This window comes from Microbacterium sp. NPDC089190 (assembly GCF_040701795.1).
In the GTDB taxonomy this organism is placed as follows: Bacteria; Actinomycetota; Actinomycetes; order Actinomycetales; family Microbacteriaceae; genus Microbacterium; species Microbacterium galbum.
Map to the genome: position 1 here is coordinate 440,661 of NZ_JBFBHF010000001.1, position 20,769 is coordinate 461,429.

A 20,769-nucleotide genomic window follows, 5' to 3' on the forward strand; every position below is an offset into this window, starting at 1 on the left:
CGAAGCCGATCCGTGGCCAGGTCGTCGAGCGATCCGTGCTCGCGCCCCACTATCGCGACGCCTCTCGTCCGCGGTAACCGGTGGTCGCGCTCCGCGCGTCGTCGAGGGCGTCACTCGATGAGTTCGTCGTCGTCTTCGCGCGAGATCGTGATCTCCTCGGCCGCCTCGAGCTCGCGGATGATGCGCACCACCTCGGCGCGCGCCTCGTCGACCTGCCGCATGCGCACCGGCCCGAGCGCCGACGCCTCCTCCGCGAGGTTCTCGCGATTGCGTTCGGTCATGTTGCGCCGGATGACCTCGCCGACTTGCTCGTCGGCGCCCTTCAACGCCAGGGCGAGCACGCGCAGATCGATGCCGCGGAGCACGCGCTGGGCGTCGCGGTCCTCGAGCCGGGAGATGTCGGCGAAGGTCACCATCCGACTGCGCACCTCCTCGGCGAGGTCGTGGTCGCGATCCTCGAGACTGGCCAGCAGGGCCTTCTCGAGCACGGTGTCGGAGCGGTTGATGATGTCGACCAGGGGCTGCACGCCCCCGGTCGCCTCGTGCGCCTCGCGCATGCCGAAGATGCCGGTGCGCGCGCGCAGCGACTCCGCGACGACCGCGATCGCCTCCTGCGAGGCCGCCCCCAGGGTCGCGATGGCCTGCGCGACGTCGGTGCGCAGCGGGTCCTGCAGGGCCGCCAGCACCGCGGCGGCGCGGTCGGCGCGCAGGTTGGCCAGTACGACCGCGACGGTGGTGGGCATCTCCCCGTCGAGGATCGTGGCGAGCTGGGTCGGGTCGGCGCTGTTGAGGAACTCGAACGACACCACCCCCTGCGACATCACCCGTCCGACCATGCCGACGGCCTTCTCCCGGCCGAACGCGGTCTCGAGCAATCCGGTGGCGAATTCCTGGCCGCCGCGGCTGACGGCGGATCCCCCGGATGCGATGCGGCGGAAGTCGGCGAGGGCGGCGGCGATCGCGGCGGTGTCGATGCCGCCCAGCTGCGCAAGCTCCGCCGCGAGCAGTTCCGCGCGGGCCTCGCCGAGGTGCCGCAGCACCTCGGCGCTGACGTCGCGGTCCATGTTGAGCATGACGATCGCGGCCTTGCGCACCCCCGACATCGCCGGCGCGGCGGGAGCGACCGGCATCACCTCGGTGGCCGCCGTGGGGCTGACCGCGGTGGCCGCGTCCTCCGCGGGCACGCGCGTCTGCAACAGGCTCATACCCTCGCCTCGTCCATCATGCTCGCCAGCGCCTTGGCGGCGTTCTGCGGGTCGTTCTTGGCGAGCAGCTCGACGTCACGCCGTCGCTGCTCCACCAGCACCTGCGTGGCCTCGGGCTCCTCCTCGATGTCCAGGACGGTCGGGAGCACCTTGGTCGGCGGGGTGGCCGCGGGCAGGGCGATCGGTTCGGCGAGGCCCTTCAGGCTCTTGAGCTTCTGCTCCTCGGTCTCGGTGATCGTCGAGAAGTACTCGATGGGGCCTTCGTCGGTGTACAGGGTGCGCCGTTTCATCCGGCGCCGCACCAGCAGGGCGACGACGAGGATGATGGCCGCGAGCACGATCGAGCCGCCGATGATCGCCGCCCGCAGCAGGTCGGCCTGCATCTGCGCCGCCTTCTCCGCCTCGGCCGCGTCGAGGGCCGCCTGCGCCGCCGCCGCGCCGGTCTGGCTGAACTCGACCATCTCGACCGTGACGGTGTCTCCGCGCTGGGCGTTGATCCCGGCCGCGGTGGAGACCAGCGCCTGCACCTGCTCCGCGGTCACACCGTTCACCGCGCCCCGGTCCAGGGCGACGCTGATGGTCTGGCGGGTCACCTCGCCGGCGGGGGTCGTGGTCTTCTCGGTGCTCTTGTTCACGGCGTTGTTGCGCGTGGACTCCTCGGCCTGGTAGTTGCCGCCGCCCGCCGCGTTCGGCACCGCGATGTTGTCGGGACCCAGGACACCCGTGCCCGTCCCCTGCCCGCCGGTGTAGGTCTCGGTCTTCGTCTGCTCGTTCGACATCACGCCGCCCTCCGGGGCGGTGTAGGTCTCGTCCATCCGCTCCGACGTCGAGTTCGCGACGTCCGCCGCCACGCTGACGGTGGCGTTGCCCGGGCCGACGATGGTCTCGAGCATCTTCGTCACCGTCGAGGCGACCTTGGCCTCGTACTCGGTGGCCTGCGTGTTCGCGGAACCGGTGAGTCCGGTTCCCACGGCGGCGAGCACCTTGCCCGACTGGTCGGTGACCGCGACGTCCTCGGGCGTCATCCCCGGGATCGAGGCGCTCGTGAGGTGCACGATCGCCGCGACCTGGTCCTCGGTGAGCGATCCGCCGCCCTGCGTCTTGACGAAGACCGAGGCGGTGGGATGCCGTTCCTCGGCGACGAACACGCTCTGCTCGGGGATCGCCAGCTGCACGGATGCCGCGGTGACTCCCGACATCGCCCCGATCGTGCGGGCGAGTTCCCCCTCGATGGCGCGTTTGTAGGTGACGGACTGCTGGAACTCGCTCGCCGTCACGCCCATCTTGTCCAGCAGCGTGTACCCGCCGCTGGTGTCGCTGGGCAGCCCTGCGGCCGCCGCGGTGAGCCGCTGGGGATAGACCTGCGCGTCGGGGACGAGGATCGTCGCTCCGCCCTCGGTCAGCTCGTAGGGCACGCCCGCCGATTTCAGCTGCTCGACCACGGCTGACGCGTCTGTCGCGCTCAGGCCCGTGAACAGCGGGCTCATCTGCGGTTTGGACAGCCAGCTGCCCAGGGCGATCACGCCCATCACCAGCAGCGCCGCGCCGATGACGGCGATGGTGCGCTGCGCGACCGTGAAGCCGCCCGCGATCTGCTTCGCGCGGCCGATGGTCGTCGCAAGGAACGGGGGCATGTCAGGCCTGCATCCTCATGATGTCGTTGAAGGCGGCGACGCCGCGGTCGCGCACCGCCACCATCAGGTCCAGCGTCACTCCCGCGCGCGACGAGGCCAGCGTGGCCTTGTGGATGTCGTCGAGGTCGCCCGTGACCGCCTGCACGGCGAGCTGGTTGGAGGTGGACTGCAGCTGCTGGAGGTTCTCCACCGCCGCCGTGAGCGAGACGGCGAACGGCTGCGCACCCGCGGTGGCGCCCACGCCCGACGGCGCCGGCGTCGTCTCGAAGCTGAGCGGTGCGAGCGGGCTCACGCCCCCTGCGGCGACGGGGTCGATCGGAGTGCTCATCACGACCGCCCGATCTGGAGGGCGGATTCGTAGGTCGTCTTCGCGCGGTCCACCACGGCGGCGTTGGCCTGGTACCCGCGTTGGGCGAGGATCAGCATGCTCATCTGGTCGCCGAGGTCGACGTTGGGGTACTGCACGTACCCGTCCTCGTTCGCGTACGGGTGGTCGGGTTCGTAGACCAGGCGCCCCTCGGCCGTCGATTCCTGCACGCCCGTGACGTACACGCCCGGGCTGCGGGTGCCCTCGGCGACGGTGACGTACTTCTCGCGGAACATGTCCTGCCCCGCCGGGGTGGCGGTGTTGACGTTGGCGATGTTGTCGCTCAGCGCATCCATCCATTTGCGGTGCGCGGTCAGCCCGGTGCCGGCGATGCCGATGGTGTCGAAGGTCATGCCGAGGCCTGCCCGATCGCCTTGGTGATGGATGCCGCCTGGCCGCTCAACGCCTGCGCCGCGAACTGGTAGCGCAGCACGGTGTCGATGTTCGACAGCGTCTCGGTGTCGAGGTTGACGTTGTTGCCGTTGCGGCGGGTGGGCTCGAGCGAGCGTTCCACCGTCGGTGCGACCCCGCCGACCCCGCTCTCGACGGCGCTGCGCAGGCGGTCCTCGAACAGCACGCGCTTGGCCTGGTAGTCGGGGGTGTTGACGTTGGCGATGTTCTCCGCGATCGAGCGCTGGCGCAGGGCGAGCCCGTCCAGCGCGCTGGACAGGGCGGTTGAGGTGACGGAATCGAGCACGCGGCACTCCGGTCGAAAGAACGAGCCGATCCGTGGCTGTGTGGTCGAGCGATCCCTGCTCTGGCGCGACTATCGCGACGCCACGGCGACGGCGTAACCGGGTGTCACCCCTCCACGTCGAGATACACCGGTGCGTCGGGGGCGACCGAGGGGATCCGTCGGATCGCGGCGAGTTCGCGGGCGACGTTCTCGCGCGCCGCCATCAGGCCGCTGATGCTCGCCCGCTGGCGCTCCAGGACGAGGCGGGCGCGCTCGACGACCTCGGGCGGCGGCGGCCCGGGTGGTTCCTCGACCGGACCGTCGGCGGGATCGTCGGGGGCGTCGAGCGATCGTTCGAACGCGTCGAGCAGCCGGTTCCACGCCGCGAGGTTCGTCGACACGGGGCGTCAGACCGGCGTGATGGCGTCGGCAGCCGCGTGCCACGCGTCGCGGAGCGGCGCGATGAGGTCGCGGCACTCGCGGGTGGCGTCGGCGTCGCGCGCGACGTTGGCGACGATGAGGCGCCCGGTGATGTAGGTGTACAGCGCCCGCAGCCCGTCGGAGCCGTCCCACGTGTCGTCGAGCGATCCGCTGAGCTCGGCGATGATGGCCTGCGCGTGGGTGAGGTAGGTGCCGGCGGATGCCGCATCTCCCCCGGCCTGCGCCGCGGCGGCCCGCTCGACGTCGACCAGCAGCCGGTCGTAGAGCATGGTCACCAGTCGCTGCGGGGTGGCGGCGTTGACCTGCTGCTCCAGGTACTCCTGCTTGGCGCGTTCGAGGGCGGTGGGCACGAGGGGTTCTCCTTCTCGGGGGACGGGATGCGGGGACTACTTCGACGACGGCGTCAACGCCGACAGCTGCGAGGTGAGCCAGTCCGACCGCGACTGCAGGCCCGACAGGCGCACCTCCATCGCGGCATACGTGCGCTCGAGGGTCGCCCGCCGCATGTCCAGGCGCAGGTCCATGCGCTCGACCTGTTTCTCGAGGGTCTTGACCTCGCTCTGCTGGCCCGTGATGCGCTGGGTGACGAGGCCGTCGTACTTGTCGGAGTACTGCGCCGTGGTGTCCTGCACGCGGGCCGAGACCGCGGCGAAGACCGCCTGCACCGCCTCCGGATCCTCGGCCATGGCCGCGGCGAAGCGGTCGGCGTCGAAGGAGAGAGCCCCCGCCTTGTCGACGCTGATGCCGATGGTCGAGGGCGAGACCCCGTCGACCGGGCTCTGGACGGCGGAGGCGAGTGCCGCCCGCAGCGACCGCACCGTGCTGTCGCCGGTGAACACGCCGAGAGTGGTCGTCTTCCCGGGAGCGGCGACCGTCGCCTTCGATCCGTTGTCGATGCGGGTCAGCAGCGTCGCGATCTCCTTCACGAACGCCGAGGCGGCATCCGACTGCGCTTTCGCATCGGGCGTCACGGTCACGGTGACCGGGTCGGCCGAGACCGCCTTCACCGTGATGTCGATCCCGTCTCCGATGCCGGTGAAGGTGTTGGACGCGCTCGTCACCACCTGCTCGGCCGCCGTCCCGGCGAACAGGCGGATGACGGCATCCGTCCCCCGCGCGAGCACGGCCGCGCCCGGCTCGGTCGAGACGTCGATCGACGCGGATGCCGCGACCTCGGCCGCGGTGCCGCGGTGCAGGCTGAACGCGCCCTCCGCACCCGTGCGGGTCGAGGTGATCTGGATGCGCGAGAGCGCCGCCCCCTGCGCGTCGCGCCCGCCGGGCACGACCGTGGCGGTCACCCCGGCCTTGGCGGCGTTGATCGCGGCGGCGAGATCGGCGGCCGATCCACCACCCGGCGCGAGCTCGGTGACGGTGCCGTCCGCTCCGACCAGCGAGAAGGGACCGGCGAACGCCGACGCGTCGCCCGCGGCGGTGACCACCGCGTGCGCCCGTGCCAGCGTGTCGACGACGACGTCGGTCGAGAACGCCCGTGCCGTCTCCCCCGCGACGACGGTCACCGCCTCCGATGAGCTCGATGCGGTGTACCGGGCGAGGGAGGTGGAGGATGCCGCGGCCTTGGCCTTGTCGGTCAGGCTCTGCAGCGCGGTGTTGAGCGACTGGAGGTTCGAGATGACGCTGTTGCGATCGGTGATCCGATTGGCGACGAGGGTCTTGGGGATCGCCGCGACGTTGACCAGGGCGTCGATGAGGTCCTTGGTCTTCAGGCCCGAGGCGATGCCGTCGATCTGCATGATCCTGCGTCTTCCTTCTCTCGAGATGGGGGGTTATGCGAAGGCGCCCGGGCGGGAGAACTCCCCCGCCCGGGCGCCCGAGGGCAGCAGTGCTGCGACTCAGCGCAGGAGCTGGAGAACGCCCTGGCCCGACTGGTTCGCCTGCGCGAGCATGGCGGTACCGGCCTGCTGCAGGATGTTCGAGGCGGTGTACTTGACCATCTCGGATGCCATGTCGGTGTCGACGATGCGGCTCTTGGCGGCGGAGAGGTTCTCGGCCGAGACCTGCAGCGAGTTGATGGTCGACTCGAAGCGGTTCTGCACGGCACCGTAGCCCGAGCGAGCGGTCGAGACGTTCACGATCTCGGCGTCGATGGCGGCGATCGAGGTGAGCGCGTTGGCTGCCGAGTCGACGTCGAGGGCCTTGACCGTCGCACCGAGACCCGAGAAGTCGGTCAGGGCGACCGCGATCTGGTCCTCGGCGGCCGTGGAGCCGGCGCCGACCTGGAACGTCAGGGTGTCGCCGCCCGAGAGCAGCTTGATGCCGTTGAAGTTCGTGCTGGCCGCGACACGGGTGAGCTCGTCGCCCAGCGTGTCGAGCTCGGTCTTGATCGAGGTGCGCGAGTCGGCGTTGTTGGAGTCGTTACCCGCCTGCACCGCGAGGTCGCGCACGCGCTGCAGGATCGAGTGCACCTCGGTCAGGGCGCCTTCCGCGGTCTGGATGACCGAGATGCCGTCCTGAGCGTTGCGCGCGGCGACGTTGAGGCCGTTGACCTGCGAGCGCAGGCCCTCGGAGATGGCCAGACCGGCGGCGTCGTCCGCGGCCCGGTTGATGCGCAGACCGCTCGAGAGCTTCTCGAGCGACTTCGAGACGTCGGCCTGGTTGGCCGACAGGTTGCGGTACGCGTTGAGAGCACCGACGTTGGTTGCGATCTGAAGACCCATGTTGTTCCTCCGTGGATGGGATTACCGTGCGGGGGCCGTCCGTGGCCCTCCATCCCCCACCTTCGCGACGGGCCGGCATCGCGGTAACCGGGACCGCGCGATTTCTCCCGCGCGTTCGCCAGTTGCTCCGCGCTCTCTCCGCCTCAGGCGGGGACGGCGACGACGGGAGCCGCGGCGGCGGGCCCGAAGACGCCGTCGAAGAACGCCGCCTTGGCCTTGGTGGAGCGGTCCGGCGCGGTGCCGTTCTCCCAGGAGTCGAGGGCCTCGCGCATGAGGGTCAGTCCGATGCGGCGCAGCTTCGAGACGTAGGCGTGGCTGACGTCGAGGTCGTGGGCGACGTCCTTGACCATGCGCTCTTCGAGGTAGACCCCGCGGATCACCTGCCGCATCTGATCGGGGAGGGCCGCGACGATGCGCTCGAGCATGCGCTGGGTCTCGGCCTGCTCGGCGGCGTGCTCGGGCAGGATGACGCTGTCGGTGAGGTCGGCCGCCTGTCGCCCGTCGTCGCCCTCGAACCGCGCCTCGAAGCTCGTCGCGGTGCGCACCATCTCATCGAGCAGCTGCATGCGCGCGACGGTCTCGGCATCCAGTCCCGATTCCGCGGCCACCTCCGCGAGCGTGGCGGGCCGTCCGGTGCGCACCCGGACGAGCTCCGTCGCCACGCGCACCCGCTCGATCTTGTCGCGGCTGCGCTCGCCGGCCGGGTCGGCGGCGCGCATCTCGCTGAGGATGGCCCACGTGATCTTCGTCCGCGCGTACGCCCCGAAGGGCACCCCCCGCGCCGGGTCGTATTCCAGGGATGCCACGGCCAGGCCCAGGTACGCCGCCGACAGCAGGTCGTCGAGGTCGACGTGCAGCGCGGTCCGCGCCTTCTCGACCGCCAGGTACTTCGCCAGGGGGAGGTTCTCCCGCGCGAGTCGCTCGGCCGAGAGGGGCACGTCGGAAACGGCGGGGAGGACGGTGCTCGACATCACGACTCCTGCTGTTTTTGCTTGTTTATGAGCAGAAACTAACACACATAGGAGTCTCGGCCGTATCCGGATCGACCCCGGCGTTGGCCTCGCACCGGCGGGCCGCCGGCGGCGCCCGTCCGCGATGCGGCGCTCAGCCGCGGACGCGACCGACCACGCGGAGTTCGACGGTCGCCGCGGTCCCGCCCACCAGGGGGATCGCCGCGGCCGTGGGGTTCCAGATGACGAGGGGAACGCCGGGCGTGGGGGCGACCTGATCCTCCTCGAGCCCGAACCGGGCACGGAGGCCGTAGTGGTGCAGCACCGTCGCGAATCGCTCCCACTCGACCCAGCGCCACGGTCGCATCGCGCTCACGTGCACGCCGGCCTGCTGCCAGGGGCGCGCCGGATGCGAGAAGCCGCGCAGACCGTCCCGACGCACAGCCGGAGCACCGGGCGACAGGACGTCCACGCCGAGCGCCTCGCAGCCGCGCCGCAGGTCGTCGTCGAGCCGTACGAGCTCGGCGCGGGTGCGCAACCGCGCGATCGCGGCCAGGGTCAGCACGACCGGGTGGTGACCGAGCGTCCGCACGCGCGTCCACGTCACGCCCCGGTGGGCGACGAGGCCCCGCACCGCCAGCCACCGGTCGAAGAACGGATCGGCGATCGCCGCGTCGACGGCTCCGCCGACTGCGCCGCTCTCGGCGGCGAGACGATCGGCGACCAGGCGGGCGCGCAGGAAGGGCGCCGGCGCGGTCGCGTCGGCGATATGCTGCATCGCGTCGCGCGGATCGAGGCCGTTGAGGCGGGCGAACCGCTCGAGCATCTCGGCGGTGCTCATGCCGGCCCGCAGGCCCGCCTCCCCGCCGCGCACGGAGGGCCGTCGCGCTTGGAACGTCACGGTACTCCCTCAGATCTGCACGTTTACGAGTGAAAATAGCACGCCGGCCAGGGAGTCGCGCACCACCGCCGAACGTACTTCGAGGGCCGGTGCTACTCTCGCGCCATGTCGCGCGTCTCCGGCGCGGTCGCGAGGGTGCGCTCGTCCGCCCTCGGCGTGACCGCGGGACTCATCGGGTGGTTCGTGCTGGTCGAGCTGGCCAGCGGCATCCTGCAGGGCTTCTACGTCCCGCTGCTGCCCGACATCGTCGTGCACCTGGGCATCCGCGACGCCGACGTCAACTGGTTCGAGGCCGCGCAGCTGCTGCTCTCCGCGCTGGTGCTGCCCGTGCTCGCCAAGCTCGGCGACATGTTCGGGCACAAGCGCATCCTGCTCGCCTCCGCGCTGGCGACGGCCGCCGCGAGCTGGTGGCTCGTCTTCGCCGACTCCTTCGGCGCCTTCCTCGCCGCGTGGGCGCTGCAGGGCTTCTACGTCGTGTGGCTGCCGCTCGAGATCGCCCTCGTCTTCGATCGCGGCCGTCGCGCCGCCCACGGGGTCTCGCGCACGCGCCGGGCCGCGGGACTGCTCGTGGTGGGGCTGCAGGTCGGCGCGATCCTGGGCGCCCTCGCGGCCGGGCGTCTGTTCGCCGCGACCGGCGGCGATCTGCGCCTCTCGCTCGCGATCCCCGCGATCGTGGTCACCCTGATCTGCGTCGTCATCTGGCTCGGCGTGCCCGAATCGGAGCGAGCCGACGGCGAGCGCCGCCTCGACGTGGGCGGGTTCGCGATCCTCGCCGGCGCGCTCCTGTGCGTGACCGGTGCGCTCTCGTTCGTGCGCCTGCCCGAGGGGCCCGGCCCGCTCGCGATCACCGCCCTGCTCGTCGCCGGGGTGGCCCTCCTCGCGGTGTTCGTGTGGTTCGAGCTGCGCCAGAGCGACCCGGCGGTCGACATCCGCGTGCTCCGTCGCCCCGAGATGTGGCCCGTGCAGACCACCGCCTTCCTCGTGGGAATCAGCCTTCTCGGTGCCCAGGGCCCCCTCGCGACCTACGCCGGCACGGACCGCGCACTCGGATACGGACTGGGACTGGACGCCACCGACCGGTCGAACGTGATCGGGGTGTACCTGGTGTCCCTCATCGTCGGGGCGGTGCTGTTCGCCGTGACCTCGCGGCGCGCGAGTCCCCGCGCGGTGCTGATCGGCGCGGCGGTCCTCGTCGGGGCGGGATACGCGCTGCTGCTCCCCCTCCACGTCGAGCTGTGGCAGGTGCTGCTGTGCCTCGGGATCGCCGGCCTCGGTTCGGGCGCGCTCGTCGCGGCGATGCCCGCGGCCGCCGCGGCCGCGGCTCCGCGGGGGCAGACCGGCGTGGCATCCGCCCTCACGAACACGACCAAGACCGTGGGCGGAACGATGTCGTCCGCGGTGTTCGGGGTGGTTCTCGCGGCGGGCGCGGGATCGGCCGTGGCGGCGACCGCCGCTCCGCTGGCGGGATACCTGACCGTCTGGTCGATCTGCGCGGCGGGAGGGTTCGCGGCGGCGGTCCTGCTGTTCTTCGTGCCCGAAGTGGCCTTCGCCGATCGCGCGGAGGCCGAGGTCGGCGCGCACGCGGCGCGCGGCGACGTCAGCTGAGCGCTGTGCCGCTCACGGGCGGGCGAGGGCGAAGAACCCGATGGCGAGCGCCACGACGATGCCGAACGACACCCAGGCGGCGAGTCCCCACGACGTCCGCAGACGCCGACCGGCGGGCGCCACGGCGGCGTCTCCCCGGTAGCCCTGCCCGGCGGGCTCCGTTCGCCACTGCCCCTCGCGCCAGCGCTCCCACTGCTCGAGCTTCGTGACGAATGCATCGGCCGTTCGCATGACGTCGACCCATCGTGCGGGGTCGGTCGTGACGACACCGCGCGGATGCACGAGCAGGAGCAGATCGTCCACGATCTCGATGTCCCACCCGCCCGCGTCGTCGATGGCCTGCGCCATCACGTCGGGAGTGAACAGGTAGAGCGCGTCCGCCTCGTACCCCTCGGGGCAGTACAGGTCGAAGTGCTCGTCGAAGTCGCCCTCCAGCGAGAGCCGCTGCCCGCAATCGGGCACGGCCGCCACCGCGAACGCCCGGGTCCCGCGCCGAGTGGCGCGCACGATGATGTGCGGCAGTGGGCGCCGGAGGCCGATCCTGATCCATCCGCCCACCGGCGGGTAGGTGAACCGACGCGTGGCGTTGCGGATCTCGTAGTTCGCCCACTCGACCGTTCGCCCGTCGCCATTCTCGCGCGTCATCGCGCGGGAGACGGTGTGCCCCGTGATGCTCCACCAGGCGCGCATGGTTCCCGATTTCGGCCCCGGGACGTACGCGAGCCCGTTGTCGTCGGCGAAGCGGGACAGCGCCCAGTGTTCGCGGGGGCGTGTGCGTCCCCTGCCGGTGCGGACGATGCCCCACACGCTGAAGACGAACACCCCCGCGAACAAGAACACGAACAGGGACATGGGTCGCACCTCGTCGGACCCGCCCTCGCGGATCTTCGCCGCGATGGTGGCCCCCATCCGCAGCGCACCGACCGTCGAGGTGATCAGGAGGAAGGAGAAGACAGCCCGTCGCCCCCGCCTCTCCGGATCGCGGACCCGCGGGTACTGCTGCCGGAACCGCGCCCAGAACTCCTGGAGCTCCGCACGGCTCGGGCGGGAGCGAAGCGCCTCGACGTCGAGCGTCGTCGACTCGGTCATTCCGCGAGACTCGGCATCACCGGGTGCGCAGGGGGCCCCGCGCCAGCAGGTGCTGCGCCGACTGCGCGACCGGGCGCATCGTCACCGAGTCGAGGTTGACGTGACCCGGCGCGTCGAGCGCATAGACGATCACGTCGGCCACGTCGTCGGCCACCAGTGGCGCCTCGACACCCTCGTACAGCTTGTCGGCGGCATCCTGATCTCCGCCCAGACGGTTGAGGGTGAACTCCTCGGTGCGCACCATGCCCGGGGCGATCTCGATCACGCGCAGCGGTTCGCCGTTGAGCTCCTGCCGCAGCGCGTGCACGAGCATGGCCTCGCCCGCCTTCGCCGCGTTGTAGCCGCCGCCACCGGGGTATGCCGTCTGCGCGGCGGTGGAGGTGACGAACAGCAGGTCGGCGTGCCCGCCCGCGTCGGCCGCACGCCGGAGGAGGGGAAGAAGGGATGCCACGAGCCGCTGCCCCGACAGCACGTTCGCCTCGAACATCCAGCGCCAGTCCTCGGGATCGCCGTCTTCGACACGGTCGCTGCCGCGCGCCCCACCGGCCACGTGCACGAGAGCGTCGACTCCCCCGGTCTCGTCGAGCCAGGCGGCGAGCGCCGCGACCGCGTCGGCGTCGGTGAGGTCGGCGGCGTGCGCCACCGCGCCCGTCTCCGCTTCGAGGGCCGCGAGACGCTCCGCGCGGCGGGCCACGCCGACGACGTCCCATCCGCGCGCGCGCAGCAGCCGCGCCGTCGCCTCCCCGATCCCCGAACTGGCCCCGGTCACCACAGCACGTCGCGTCATGGCGTCCACGCTACTGCTCTCCTCCGACACACGAGGGCCTCGCGTCGGGAGTCGGCGCGACCGCCGTGTGACGGCGCGTTTCCTCCGCGGTTGCCCGCGATTTCACCCGTGTCTACGCTCGCAGCAGGCCAGGGCGACCGCTCGGCCCCCCAGAACCTGAGGAGCAGCCATGTCGGCACCCGAGAACTGGCGTTTCGAGACGAAGCAGATCCACACGGGCGCTCAGCCCGACCCGGTCACCAAGGCGCGCGCCACGCCGATCTACCAGACCACCTCGTACGTCTTCGACAACGCCGACCACGCCGCGAACCTCTTCGCGCTCGCCGAGTTCGGCAACATCTACACGCGCATCCAGAACCCCACGCAAGACGTCGTCGAGCAGCGTGTCGCGGGCCTCGAGGGCGGCACCGGCGCCCTCCTCGTCGCCAGCGGCCAGGCGGCCGAGACGTTCGCGGTGCTCAACATCGCCCAGGCGGGCGATCACATCGTGTCGTCGAGCTCCATCTACGGCGGCACGTACAACCTGTTCAAGTACACGCTCGCCAAGCTCGGCATCGAGACCACCTTCGTCGAGAACCAGGACGACCCCGAGGCCTGGCGCGCGGCGGTCCGACCGAACACCAAGCTCTTCTTCGCCGAGACCATCGGCAACCCGAAGATCAACGTGCTCGACATCCGCTCCGTCGCCGACGTCGCGCACGAGGCGGGCGTGCCGCTCATCGTCGACAACACGATCGCGACGCCGTACCTCATCCGGCCCTTCGAGCACGGCGCCGACATCATCGTCCACTCGGCGACGAAGTTCCTCGGCGGTCACGGCACCACGATCGGCGGCGTCATCGTCGACGGCGGTACCTTCGCGTGGTCCGAGCACTCCGAGCGCTTCCCGGGTCTCACCACGCCCGACCCCTCGTACCACGGTGCGGTCTACACGCAGGCGGTCGGCGACGGCCTGGCCTACATCATCAAGGCGCGCGTGCAGCTGCTGCGCGACCTCGGCGCCTCCATCGCCCCGCAGAGCGCGTGGCAGCTCATCCAGGGCATCGAGACGCTCTCGCTGCGCGTCGAGCGTCACGTGCAGAACGCGCAGGAGATCGCGGAGTGGCTCGAGTCGCACCCCGATGTCGCGAGCGTGAACTACTCCGGCCTCCCCAGCTCGCCCTGGTACGCCGCCGCCAACAACTACGCCCCGAAGGGCGTCGGCGCGGTGCTGTCGTTCGAGCTCAAGGGCGGCGTCGAGGCGGGCCGCGAGTTCGTCAACGCGCTGAGCCTGTTCAGCCACCTCGCCAACATCGGCGACGTGCGCTCCCTCGTCATCCACCCGGCATCCACGACGCACTCGCAGCTCACCCCCGAGCAGCAGCTGACCGCCGGGGTCACGCCCGGGCTGGTGCGCCTGTCGGTCGGCCTCGAGAACATCGCCGACCTGAAGGCCGACCTCGACCAGGCCCTCGCCGCCGCGCGCCGCCTGTCGGAGGCCGCCCGCGCCTGAGCGATCCCCGCAGCGACGCCCCGCCCCGGTCGACCCGGGACGGGGCGTTCGCGTCCCACCCGCGCGAGTCGCCGAGATTCGTCGCTTCGGGGTGCCGAGAAGCGACGAATCCCGGCGACTCGCGCGGCGGGAGTCAGATCTTCTGCCGCGGACGCAGGCTGCCGAGGCCGCCGTCCACCCCGAGCACCTGCCCCGTCATCCAGGCGTTCTCGGGGGCGAGCAGGAACTCCACCGCGCGCGCGACGTCGTCGGGCTCGCCGAGGCGACCGAGCGGGTGCATCGCCTCCGACACCTTCCGCGACATGTCGCTCGAGGTGAGCTTCTCGGTCAGCCGCGTCTGCACGAGCCCCGGGGCCACCGCGTTCACGCGCAGCCCGTGCGCGGCGTAGCTCGCGGCGGCCGACAGGGTCAGACCGATCACGCCGGCCTTGGCCGCGGCGATCCCGTCGTGGTTGGGCAGGCCCGCCAGCGCCGCCGCAGACGAGACGAGCACCACCGCCCCACCGTCGCGCATGTGCGCGCCGGCCGCCCGCACCGCGGCGAACGCGGTGGTGAGCGAGGCCGCGATGAGCTCGTCGAACTGGGCACGCGAGGTCAGATGCGCAGGCTTCAGCAGCATCGACCCCGCGAAGACCGCGATCCCGTCGAGCTCCCCCGCCTCGGCGACGACCTTGTCGACCGCATCGAAGTCGGTGGCGTCGAGGGTGAAGTCGGGGTCGATGCGCGAGGAGTCCCGCGCGGTGGTCACGACGTGGTGTCCCGCGTCGCTCAGTCGTGTCGCCGTCGCCTGGCCGATGTCGCTCGAGGCCGCGATGAGAAGGAAGTTCGCCATGCCGGGATCATGACCACCCCACCCGGGTGCCGACGGGGGCTGGACAAGCGGCATCCGAGTCATCCGTCGTCGTAACAGACCGTGCCCGTCCGCGCGCACCGGAGAGAATGGATGCCATGGACTGGCAGATCTCCGAAGACACCGTGCCCTCGGCACCGGTGACGGAGGCCGATGCGCGGTCTCTGCTGGGTCGGCCCCCGGCGACGGGCGCCTGGCGCGACGGAGACCCGGTCGGCGATCGACGGTTCGTCTCGTTCGGCCCCTTCACGACCGAGAACGGCGAATCGCTGCCGCACGTGCGCCTCGCCTACGAGACGTGGGGCGAGCTCTCCCCCGCGCGCGACAACGCCGTCCTGATCCTGCACGCCCTGACGGGCGACAGCCACGTCCGCGGCGCCGCGGGCCCCGGCCACGCCACGGCGGGCTGGTGGAGCGACCTCGTAGGCCCGGGAGCCGCGATCGACACCGACCGGTGGTTCGTCGTCGCCCCCAACATGCTCGGCGGATGCCAGGGCTCGACGGGTCCGGCCAGCATCGCCCCCGACGGGTACGAGTGGGCCTCGCGCTTCCCCTACCTCACCATCCGCGACCAGGTCGCCGCGCAGGCGGCGCTCGCCGACGCGCTCGGCGTCGATCGGTGGTTCGCCGTCGTGGGCGGATCGATGGGCGGCATGCACGCCCTGGAGTGGGCGGTGGGCCACCCCGACCGCGTCGCGCGCTCGGCGATCCTGTCGGCCCCGCCGATCACGACGGCCGACCAGATCGCCCTGAACTCCGTGCAGCTCGACACCATCCGCGTCGATCCGCGCTTCGCGGGCGGCGAGTACTACGACGCCGGCGACGGCGACGGACCCCACCGCGGCCTCGCCCTCGCGCGACGCATGGCGTTGCTGAACTACCGGAGCCCGACCGAGCTGAATCAGCGCTTCCAGCGCTCCTGGCAGTCGGGGGTCAGCCCGCTCGGGCGCGGCGGGCGCTTCGCGGTGGAGTCGTACCTCGACTTCCACGGCAACAAGTTCACGCGACGCTTCGACGCGAACAGCTACCTGACCCTGGTCGAGGCCATGAACTCGCACGACGTCGGACGCGACCGCGACGGTGTCGAAGACGCCCTCGCCCGCGTCACCGCCACGACCCTCGTCCTGGGCATCGACAGCGATCGCCTGTTCCCCATCGACGGACAGCACCGCATCGCCCGCGGCATCCCGAACACCCTCGACGGCGATGCCGCCGTCGTGCTCTCGAGCGACTTCGGGCACGACGGCTTCCTCATCGAGACCGCCGCCGTCGCGACGCACCTGCGCCGCCTGTTCGCGACCTGAGCACCGCGGGTGCCGCGCCCCCGGCATCCGCCCCACCCCGCCGCACGCCCCGTCGAGTGTCCAGGACACGCCGCATCGGGTCGGCCGTTGCGGCGTGTCTTGGACACTCGGCCCCGCCCGGGGGCGCCGGACTCAGCGATGCGTCGGGATCGAGCCCGTGATGGCGGTCTGCGCGGCTTCGGCGGCCGGCATCCGATGCGCGGGATGACGCCCGGACCGGTCCTCGACGCGGTACGACACGAACGCGACCGCGAGCCCGCCCAGGGCCAGCAGCGCCCCGACCCACGCGGGGGCCACGAGGCCGAGCCCCGCGGCGATCGCGAGACCGCCGAGGAACGCGCCGAGGCTGTTGCCGATGTTCAGCGCGGAGTGGTTGAGGGCGGCCGCGATGGACTGGTTGTCCTCCGCGACGTCCATGAGCCGCGTCTGGATCGACGGGCTCAACGCGGAGCCGCAGAAGGCGACGAGGAAGGCGAAGAAGACGAGGCTGACGATCCAGGTCGCCGTGAGCGCCAGACCCACGGATGCCGCACCCAGAGCGATCAGCCCCACGGACAACCAGAAGCGGAGGTCTTTGTCGGCGAGTGCACCGCCGACGATGTTGCCGACCGTCATCCCCACGCCCACGAGGACGAGCACGAGGGAGACCGCCCATTCCGGCTGGCCGGCGACATCGGTGATCATGGGCGCGATGTAGCTGTACATCGCGAAGAAGCCGCCGAAGCCGACCGCTCCGATGCCGAGCGCGAACCAGACCTGACCGATCCGGAACACGCGCAGCTCGTCGCGCAGACGCCTCCCGGGCGAGCCCGGGTGCGACGGCACGAAGAGGGCGATGCAGACCGCCGCGAGGGCGAAGATCGCGGTCACCACGGCGAAGGCCGCGCGCCAGCCGACCTGCTGCCCGAGGAGCGTGCCCAGCGGCACGCCCACGACGTTGGCGATGGTCAGTCCGGTGAGCACGAACGCGACGCCCTTGGCGCGGTTGCCCGGTCCGAGGGCATCGGCGGCGACCAGCGCGCCGATGCCGAAGTAGGCGCCGTGCGGCAATCCCGCGAGGAAGCGCGACGCCGCCACCAGCTCGAACGTCGGGGCGATCACCGTCAGCAGCGTGAAGAACGCCAGCGCCGCCGCCAGAACGATCATGACGCGGTGACGAGGGAACCGGGCCACGGACCCCGCGATGGTCGGCGCGCCCACGACGACCCCGAGGGCGTACAGCGAGATCAGCCACCCGGCTTGGGCGATCGCGTCGTCGGGAGAGGCCGCCCAGGCACCGGGCAGGAGTTCACGGGCGATGTTGGGCAGCAGGCCCATCACGACGAACTCGGTCATGCCGATGCCGAAACTGCCGATGGCGAGAGAAAGGAGCGCCCGCATCGCCGCACCTCTCGAGGGAGTCGAAGAGGTCACTCGACGATGCTAGTCGGCTTCCGCGACCCGACCGAATCGTTTCGAGAGTCGATCTCGCGTCCCCGACGTCACCGGGTGCCGACCACCCCTCCTCCCCGGATGACGGATCGGCCCCTCTCTCCCCCGTCACGGCGGCGACGGGATTTCACCCGCCTCGACCGTGGCACTGTCGAACCCCTCACCGCACAATGAGAGGATGCCGGAGATGACCGAACCACAGGTCTGGGTGCTGATCGGGACCTTCGCCGCCGCCGTCCTCGGCGGCATGACCTTCAGCACGAACCTCATCATGGGCTCGCTGACGAAGGTCATCGCCGCGAACACCGACCGCCTCGAGGCGCGCATCAATTCCCTGCGGCACGACACCGTCGCCGAGTCGCGCGTCACGCGCATCGAGCTCACCGCCAGGATCGACAGCGTCGAAGCCGGACTCACCGCCAAGATCGATAGCGTCGAATCCGGGCTCAAAGCAACGATCGACAGCGTCGAGAGCCGCCTGCGCGGCGACCTCGCGCGCATCGACGCCGACGTCGCCGCCATCACCAAGCGCATCGGGACCGACCCGCCCGCGATCTGAGGCAGGTCCCCCGAGCCGGGCGAAGCCGACGGGGTCTGACGACGCGATCTCGTCGGCCGCGACGCTCCTCCGTCGCCGGGCGTCTGCGCACCGGGCGGGAGCGTGCGCCGTTCCGTCCACGTCGGCGCGACCGGCGCGCCGCGGCTCAGTCCGTGCGGTCCTCCCGGCGCTCCAGGGCCTGTTCGAGCCGCTCGACCTTGCCCTCGATCTCGCCCGTGCGCCCCGGGCGGATATCGGCCTTGAGCACGAGCGACACCCGTGATCCGTAGGGCATCACGGCATCCGTCGCCGCTTTGACGACCGCGAACACCTCGTCCCACTCGCCCTCGACCTCGGTGAACATCGAGGTCGTGCGGTGCGGCAGACCGGACGCGCGCACCACGGCGACCGCTGCGGCCACGGCGTCGTGCACCGAGGCGTCGGGGTTCTCGGCGGCGGCGGTGCCGACACCGGAAGGGGCGACGGAGAAGGCGATGAGCATGCGTCGAGACTACGGCGCACCCCGACCGAGCGGAACCGGCGTGCTCCGGCCGGCCGCTCCGCCGTCTCCCGTGCCTCAGCGTCCCGTGGGCACCCGGGGCGGAACGGGGCGGCGACCCGTCACGATCTCCCGCAGGCCGGCGGGCGGCCGGACGCGACCGACGGGGACGCGCGCGACGCGCACGATGGCCCACACCAGCAGCACCAGGGCGAGGAGGTTGCGCACCTCGAGGACCACGACCGGGAAGGGGTTCGGGTGCGTCGCCATCAGCCCGTCGTAGAGCAGCGGGTACATCCACTGGGTCAGGCCGGCGATGACCAGGGTCAGGCCCGCGAAGCCGAACCACCGTCGGCGGTCGATCATGAGACCGAGCACGACCGGGGCGAACAGCCACACGTAGTACTGGGGCGAGCCGACCTTGTTCAGCGCGATGAAGGCCGTCACCAACGCCAGCGACAGCGGCGGGAAGAGCGTGAGGAACGTGGCGCCGTGACGCAGCTTCCAGACGCCCACGGCGGCCACGCCCACCATGGTCAGCAGCATGACCGGGGTCATGGCGGCGATGACCGCGTCGGCGCCCGGGCCGGTCACCTGGAAGGTCAGCACGTCGCCGTCGTAGTAGACCTCGCTACCCGGGACGTAGAACGCCGAGAGGAACATGTAGAGCCCGCCGACGGGCGCCTCCATCTGGATGCCGCGCGAGGTCTGGTCTCCCACGAAGCCGAAGACGAAGGGGGCTCCGCCGAGCGCGACCACCGGGACGATGGTCGCCAGCGACACCGCCACCGCGCCCCAGACGAGGGCCAGGCGGCGGCGCACCACGACGAGACCCGCAGCGAGGATGGCCGCCGGCCACACCTTCATCCACACCGAGACCGACAGCAGGACGGAGGCCAGGAACGGGCGCCGCAGCATCCAGATCCCCCCGAGGATGGCGAAGGGCACGGTGATGCCGTCGATGCGGTAGATGCCGACGGGGCCGATGAGCAGGATCGCCGCCAGCCAGAACCACGCGGCCAGCACGCGACCGCGGGAGCGACCCGAACCGACGAGGACGACGAAGGCGATGAGGTTGAAGAGGGCGACGGTGATCGCCCAGGCCGGGGTGTAGCCGACCGCCCAGGCGAAGAGCCAGGCGAACGTCATCGGGAGGAAGGCGAGCTGCGGGTAGATCCACTTCTCGGTGATCCCGGGCCACTGCCAGGTGTCGCTGCGGGTGCAGGAGGTCACGTCGATCCCCCCGAACAGCGCGCAGCGCGACCACGGCTCGTACACCAGGTACACGTCGCCCATGGGTTCGTTGGGCTGCTGGTAGCCCAGCACCCCCACCACGACGTGCACGGCGACGAACGCGATCAACAGGGGAACGACACGCCTCAGCACCCCCCGATCCTAAGCGGGCGTCCCCACCGGCCCCTGCCCCGCTCCTGCGCCCGCGCAGCGGGAGGGGGTCAACCGTTATGCGATCGAGTCCCGCAGCAGCTCAGAGATGACCCGCGGCACGGCCTCGGCGACGTCGAGCGCCGTGATCGGACCGCCCTCGCCGCCGATCGAGAGGGAGGCCAGCGCCCCGGCCCGCCCGTGCACCCAGGCGGCGGTCGCCGCGCACGCCGCGAGGTCGTCGATGCCGGTGCGCCCGGCCGCCACCGCGGACGCGGTGATGGCGCCCAGCACTCCCCCCAGCACATCGCCGGTGCCCGCGGTCGCGAGCCACGGCGTCCCGGCCGACACCCGACGGGTCCAGCCTCCCGCCGCCGCGACCACGGTGACGGCGCCCTTCGACAGCACCACCCCGCCGAAGGCGTCGGCCGTCTCGCGAGCGACGCGCTCGCGGTCGTCGGTCGCGGCCTGCGGCAGCCCCAGCGCCTCCCGCAGCCGGTCGAGTTCGCGGGAATGGGGAGTCACGATCACCGGAGCGGTGGCGTCCGGCACCAGGTCGAGGGCGCCCGCGTCGACCACCACCGGCACCTCGCCGCGGAGGATGCCGCGCAACGCCGCGGTCTCGGCGGCGTCGCGCTCCGCGGCATCCGTCCCCGACCCCATCAGCCACGCCTGCACGCGACCATCGGCGGTCACGGTCTCGGGGCGACGCTGCAGGACGAGGTCCTGCGCGCGCTGCGGTCCGAGGTAGCGCACCATCCCGGTGCCCGTGCGCCAGGCCGCCTCGACCCCCAGCACCGCCGCTCCGGGATAGCGGGTCGACCCCGTGCGCACGCCGATGACTCCGCGGGAATACTTGTCGTCGTCCGCCGTTGGCCTCCGCAGTACGTGGGCGGCATCGTGTCCGTCCCAATCCTTCGCCGTCATGGCGTCACCCTAGAA

Annotated in this window: 22 protein-coding genes; 4 read left to right on the plus strand and 18 right to left on the minus strand. The window is 71.6% G+C overall.

Translation table 11 applies throughout. The annotated features are described in order from the left end of the window. Window positions 1-110: 110 nt before the first annotated feature. The 11 genes from fliG to AB0230_RS02405 form a co-directional block, all read right to left on the minus strand. Window positions 111-1,205: a flagellar motor switch protein FliG gene (gene fliG, locus AB0230_RS02355; RefSeq protein WP_363392925.1), complete on the minus strand. Its 1,095-nt coding sequence runs from the start codon at window positions 1,203-1,205 to the stop codon at window positions 111-113. Then, window positions 1,202-2,839 (minus strand): flagellar basal-body MS-ring/collar protein FliF, encoded by a 1,638-nt coding sequence (fliF, locus tag AB0230_RS02360; RefSeq protein WP_363392928.1) that lies wholly within the window; start codon window positions 2,837-2,839, stop codon window positions 1,202-1,204. The genes fliG and fliF overlap by 4 nt, the downstream gene beginning before the upstream one ends. Before the next feature lies 1 nt (window position 2,840). Beyond that, entirely contained in the window at window positions 2,841-3,167 is a 327-nt protein-coding gene (locus AB0230_RS02365; RefSeq protein WP_315993265.1) for a flagellar hook-basal body complex protein FliE, read from the minus strand. Continuing rightward, entirely contained in the window at window positions 3,167-3,559 is a 393-nt protein-coding gene (gene flgC / locus AB0230_RS02370) for a flagellar basal body rod protein FlgC (RefSeq protein WP_315993266.1), read from the minus strand. The genes AB0230_RS02365 and flgC overlap by 1 nt, the downstream gene beginning before the upstream one ends. Then, window positions 3,556-3,903, minus strand: a complete 348-nt coding sequence (locus AB0230_RS02375; RefSeq protein ID WP_315993267.1) for a flagellar biosynthesis protein FlgB — start codon at window positions 3,901-3,903, stop codon at window positions 3,556-3,558. The genes flgC and AB0230_RS02375 overlap by 4 nt, the downstream gene beginning before the upstream one ends. A 104-nt stretch (window positions 3,904-4,007) precedes the next feature. Next, entirely contained in the window at window positions 4,008-4,283 is a 276-nt protein-coding gene (locus AB0230_RS02380) for a hypothetical protein (protein WP_315993268.1), read from the minus strand. Window positions 4,284-4,289: 6 nt separating this feature from the next. Continuing rightward, window positions 4,290-4,673, minus strand: coding sequence for a flagellar export chaperone FliS (gene fliS, locus AB0230_RS02385; RefSeq protein WP_315993269.1), 384 nt, complete (start codon window positions 4,671-4,673; stop codon window positions 4,290-4,292). A gap of 36 nt (window positions 4,674-4,709) precedes the next feature. Then, the gene (fliD, locus tag AB0230_RS02390; RefSeq protein WP_363578747.1) at window positions 4,710-6,074 is read right to left on the minus strand and encodes a flagellar filament capping protein FliD; all 1,365 of its coding nucleotides are present in this window, start codon (window positions 6,072-6,074) and stop codon (window positions 4,710-4,712) included. Window positions 6,075-6,173: 99 nt separating this feature from the next. Continuing rightward, the gene (locus tag AB0230_RS02395; protein ID WP_315993271.1) at window positions 6,174-6,998 is read right to left on the minus strand and encodes a flagellin; all 825 of its coding nucleotides are present in this window, start codon (window positions 6,996-6,998) and stop codon (window positions 6,174-6,176) included. A gap of 143 nt (window positions 6,999-7,141) precedes the next feature. Beyond that, window positions 7,142-7,969 carry a sigma-70 family RNA polymerase sigma factor gene (locus AB0230_RS02400; protein WP_315993272.1) on the minus strand — a complete coding sequence of 276 codons (828 nt, stop codon included), beginning with the start codon at window positions 7,967-7,969 and terminating at the stop codon, window positions 7,142-7,144. A 133-nt stretch (window positions 7,970-8,102) separates the two neighbouring features. Continuing rightward, the gene (locus tag AB0230_RS02405; protein ID WP_363392938.1) at window positions 8,103-8,849 is read right to left on the minus strand and encodes a hypothetical protein; all 747 of its coding nucleotides are present in this window, start codon (window positions 8,847-8,849) and stop codon (window positions 8,103-8,105) included. Window positions 8,850-8,954: 105 nt separating this feature from the next. Here AB0230_RS02405 and AB0230_RS02410 point away from each other — a divergent pair, with 105 nt between their 5' ends. After that, the gene (locus tag AB0230_RS02410; protein WP_366373764.1) at window positions 8,955-10,454 is read left to right on the plus strand and encodes an MFS transporter; all 1,500 of its coding nucleotides are present in this window, start codon (window positions 8,955-8,957) and stop codon (window positions 10,452-10,454) included. 12 nt (window positions 10,455-10,466) lie between these two features. On the opposite strand, the gene AB0230_RS02415 is transcribed toward AB0230_RS02410, so the two are convergent. Together AB0230_RS02415 and AB0230_RS02420 are read right to left on the minus strand one after the other, a co-directional pair. Beyond that, a complete protein-coding gene (locus AB0230_RS02415; RefSeq protein ID WP_366373766.1) occupies window positions 10,467-11,543 on the minus strand; it encodes a hypothetical protein in 1,077 nt (358 codons plus the stop codon). A 16-nt stretch (window positions 11,544-11,559) separates the two neighbouring features. Next, window positions 11,560-12,330, minus strand: a complete 771-nt coding sequence (locus AB0230_RS02420) for an SDR family oxidoreductase (RefSeq protein ID WP_315993276.1) — start codon at window positions 12,328-12,330, stop codon at window positions 11,560-11,562. Between the two features lie 169 nt (window positions 12,331-12,499). On the opposite strand from AB0230_RS02420, the gene AB0230_RS02425 reads away from it, so the two are divergent. Continuing rightward, window positions 12,500-13,822, plus strand: a complete 1,323-nt coding sequence (locus AB0230_RS02425; RefSeq protein ID WP_315993277.1) for a bifunctional o-acetylhomoserine/o-acetylserine sulfhydrylase — start codon at window positions 12,500-12,502, stop codon at window positions 13,820-13,822. A 133-nt stretch (window positions 13,823-13,955) separates the two neighbouring features. Here the strand turns inward: AB0230_RS02425 and AB0230_RS02430 are convergent, their stop codons facing one another. After that, window positions 13,956-14,654: an SDR family oxidoreductase gene (locus AB0230_RS02430; RefSeq protein WP_315993278.1), complete on the minus strand. Its 699-nt coding sequence runs from the start codon at window positions 14,652-14,654 to the stop codon at window positions 13,956-13,958. Window positions 14,655-14,770: 116 nt separating this feature from the next. Between AB0230_RS02430 and AB0230_RS02435 the strand changes: the two genes are divergently transcribed. Beyond that, window positions 14,771-15,976 carry a homoserine O-acetyltransferase gene (locus tag AB0230_RS02435; protein ID WP_315993279.1) on the plus strand — a complete coding sequence of 402 codons (1,206 nt, stop codon included), beginning with the start codon at window positions 14,771-14,773 and terminating at the stop codon, window positions 15,974-15,976. A 132-nt stretch (window positions 15,977-16,108) separates the two neighbouring features. On the opposite strand, the gene AB0230_RS02440 is transcribed toward AB0230_RS02435, so the two are convergent. Further along, entirely contained in the window at window positions 16,109-17,356 is a 1,248-nt protein-coding gene (locus AB0230_RS02440) for an MFS transporter (protein ID WP_366374508.1), read from the minus strand. A gap of 238 nt (window positions 17,357-17,594) precedes the next feature. Between AB0230_RS02440 and AB0230_RS02445 the strand changes: the two genes are divergently transcribed. Next, window positions 17,595-17,966 (plus strand): hypothetical protein, encoded by a 372-nt coding sequence (locus AB0230_RS02445; protein ID WP_366373769.1) that lies wholly within the window; start codon window positions 17,595-17,597, stop codon window positions 17,964-17,966. Window positions 17,967-18,111: 145 nt separating this feature from the next. On the opposite strand, the gene AB0230_RS02450 is transcribed toward AB0230_RS02445, so the two are convergent. From AB0230_RS02450 to AB0230_RS02460, 3 genes are all read right to left on the minus strand, one after another. Next, window positions 18,112-18,447, minus strand: coding sequence for a thiamine-binding protein (locus AB0230_RS02450; protein WP_363392959.1), 336 nt, complete (start codon window positions 18,445-18,447; stop codon window positions 18,112-18,114). Between the two features lie 75 nt (window positions 18,448-18,522). After that, a complete protein-coding gene (locus tag AB0230_RS02455) occupies window positions 18,523-19,830 on the minus strand; it encodes a glycosyltransferase family 87 protein (protein WP_363392962.1) in 1,308 nt (435 codons plus the stop codon). Window positions 19,831-19,905: 75 nt separating this feature from the next. Then, a complete protein-coding gene (locus AB0230_RS02460) occupies window positions 19,906-20,754 on the minus strand; it encodes an ADP/ATP-dependent (S)-NAD(P)H-hydrate dehydratase (protein ID WP_366373772.1) in 849 nt (282 codons plus the stop codon). Between the last annotated feature and the right edge of the window lie 15 nt (window positions 20,755-20,769).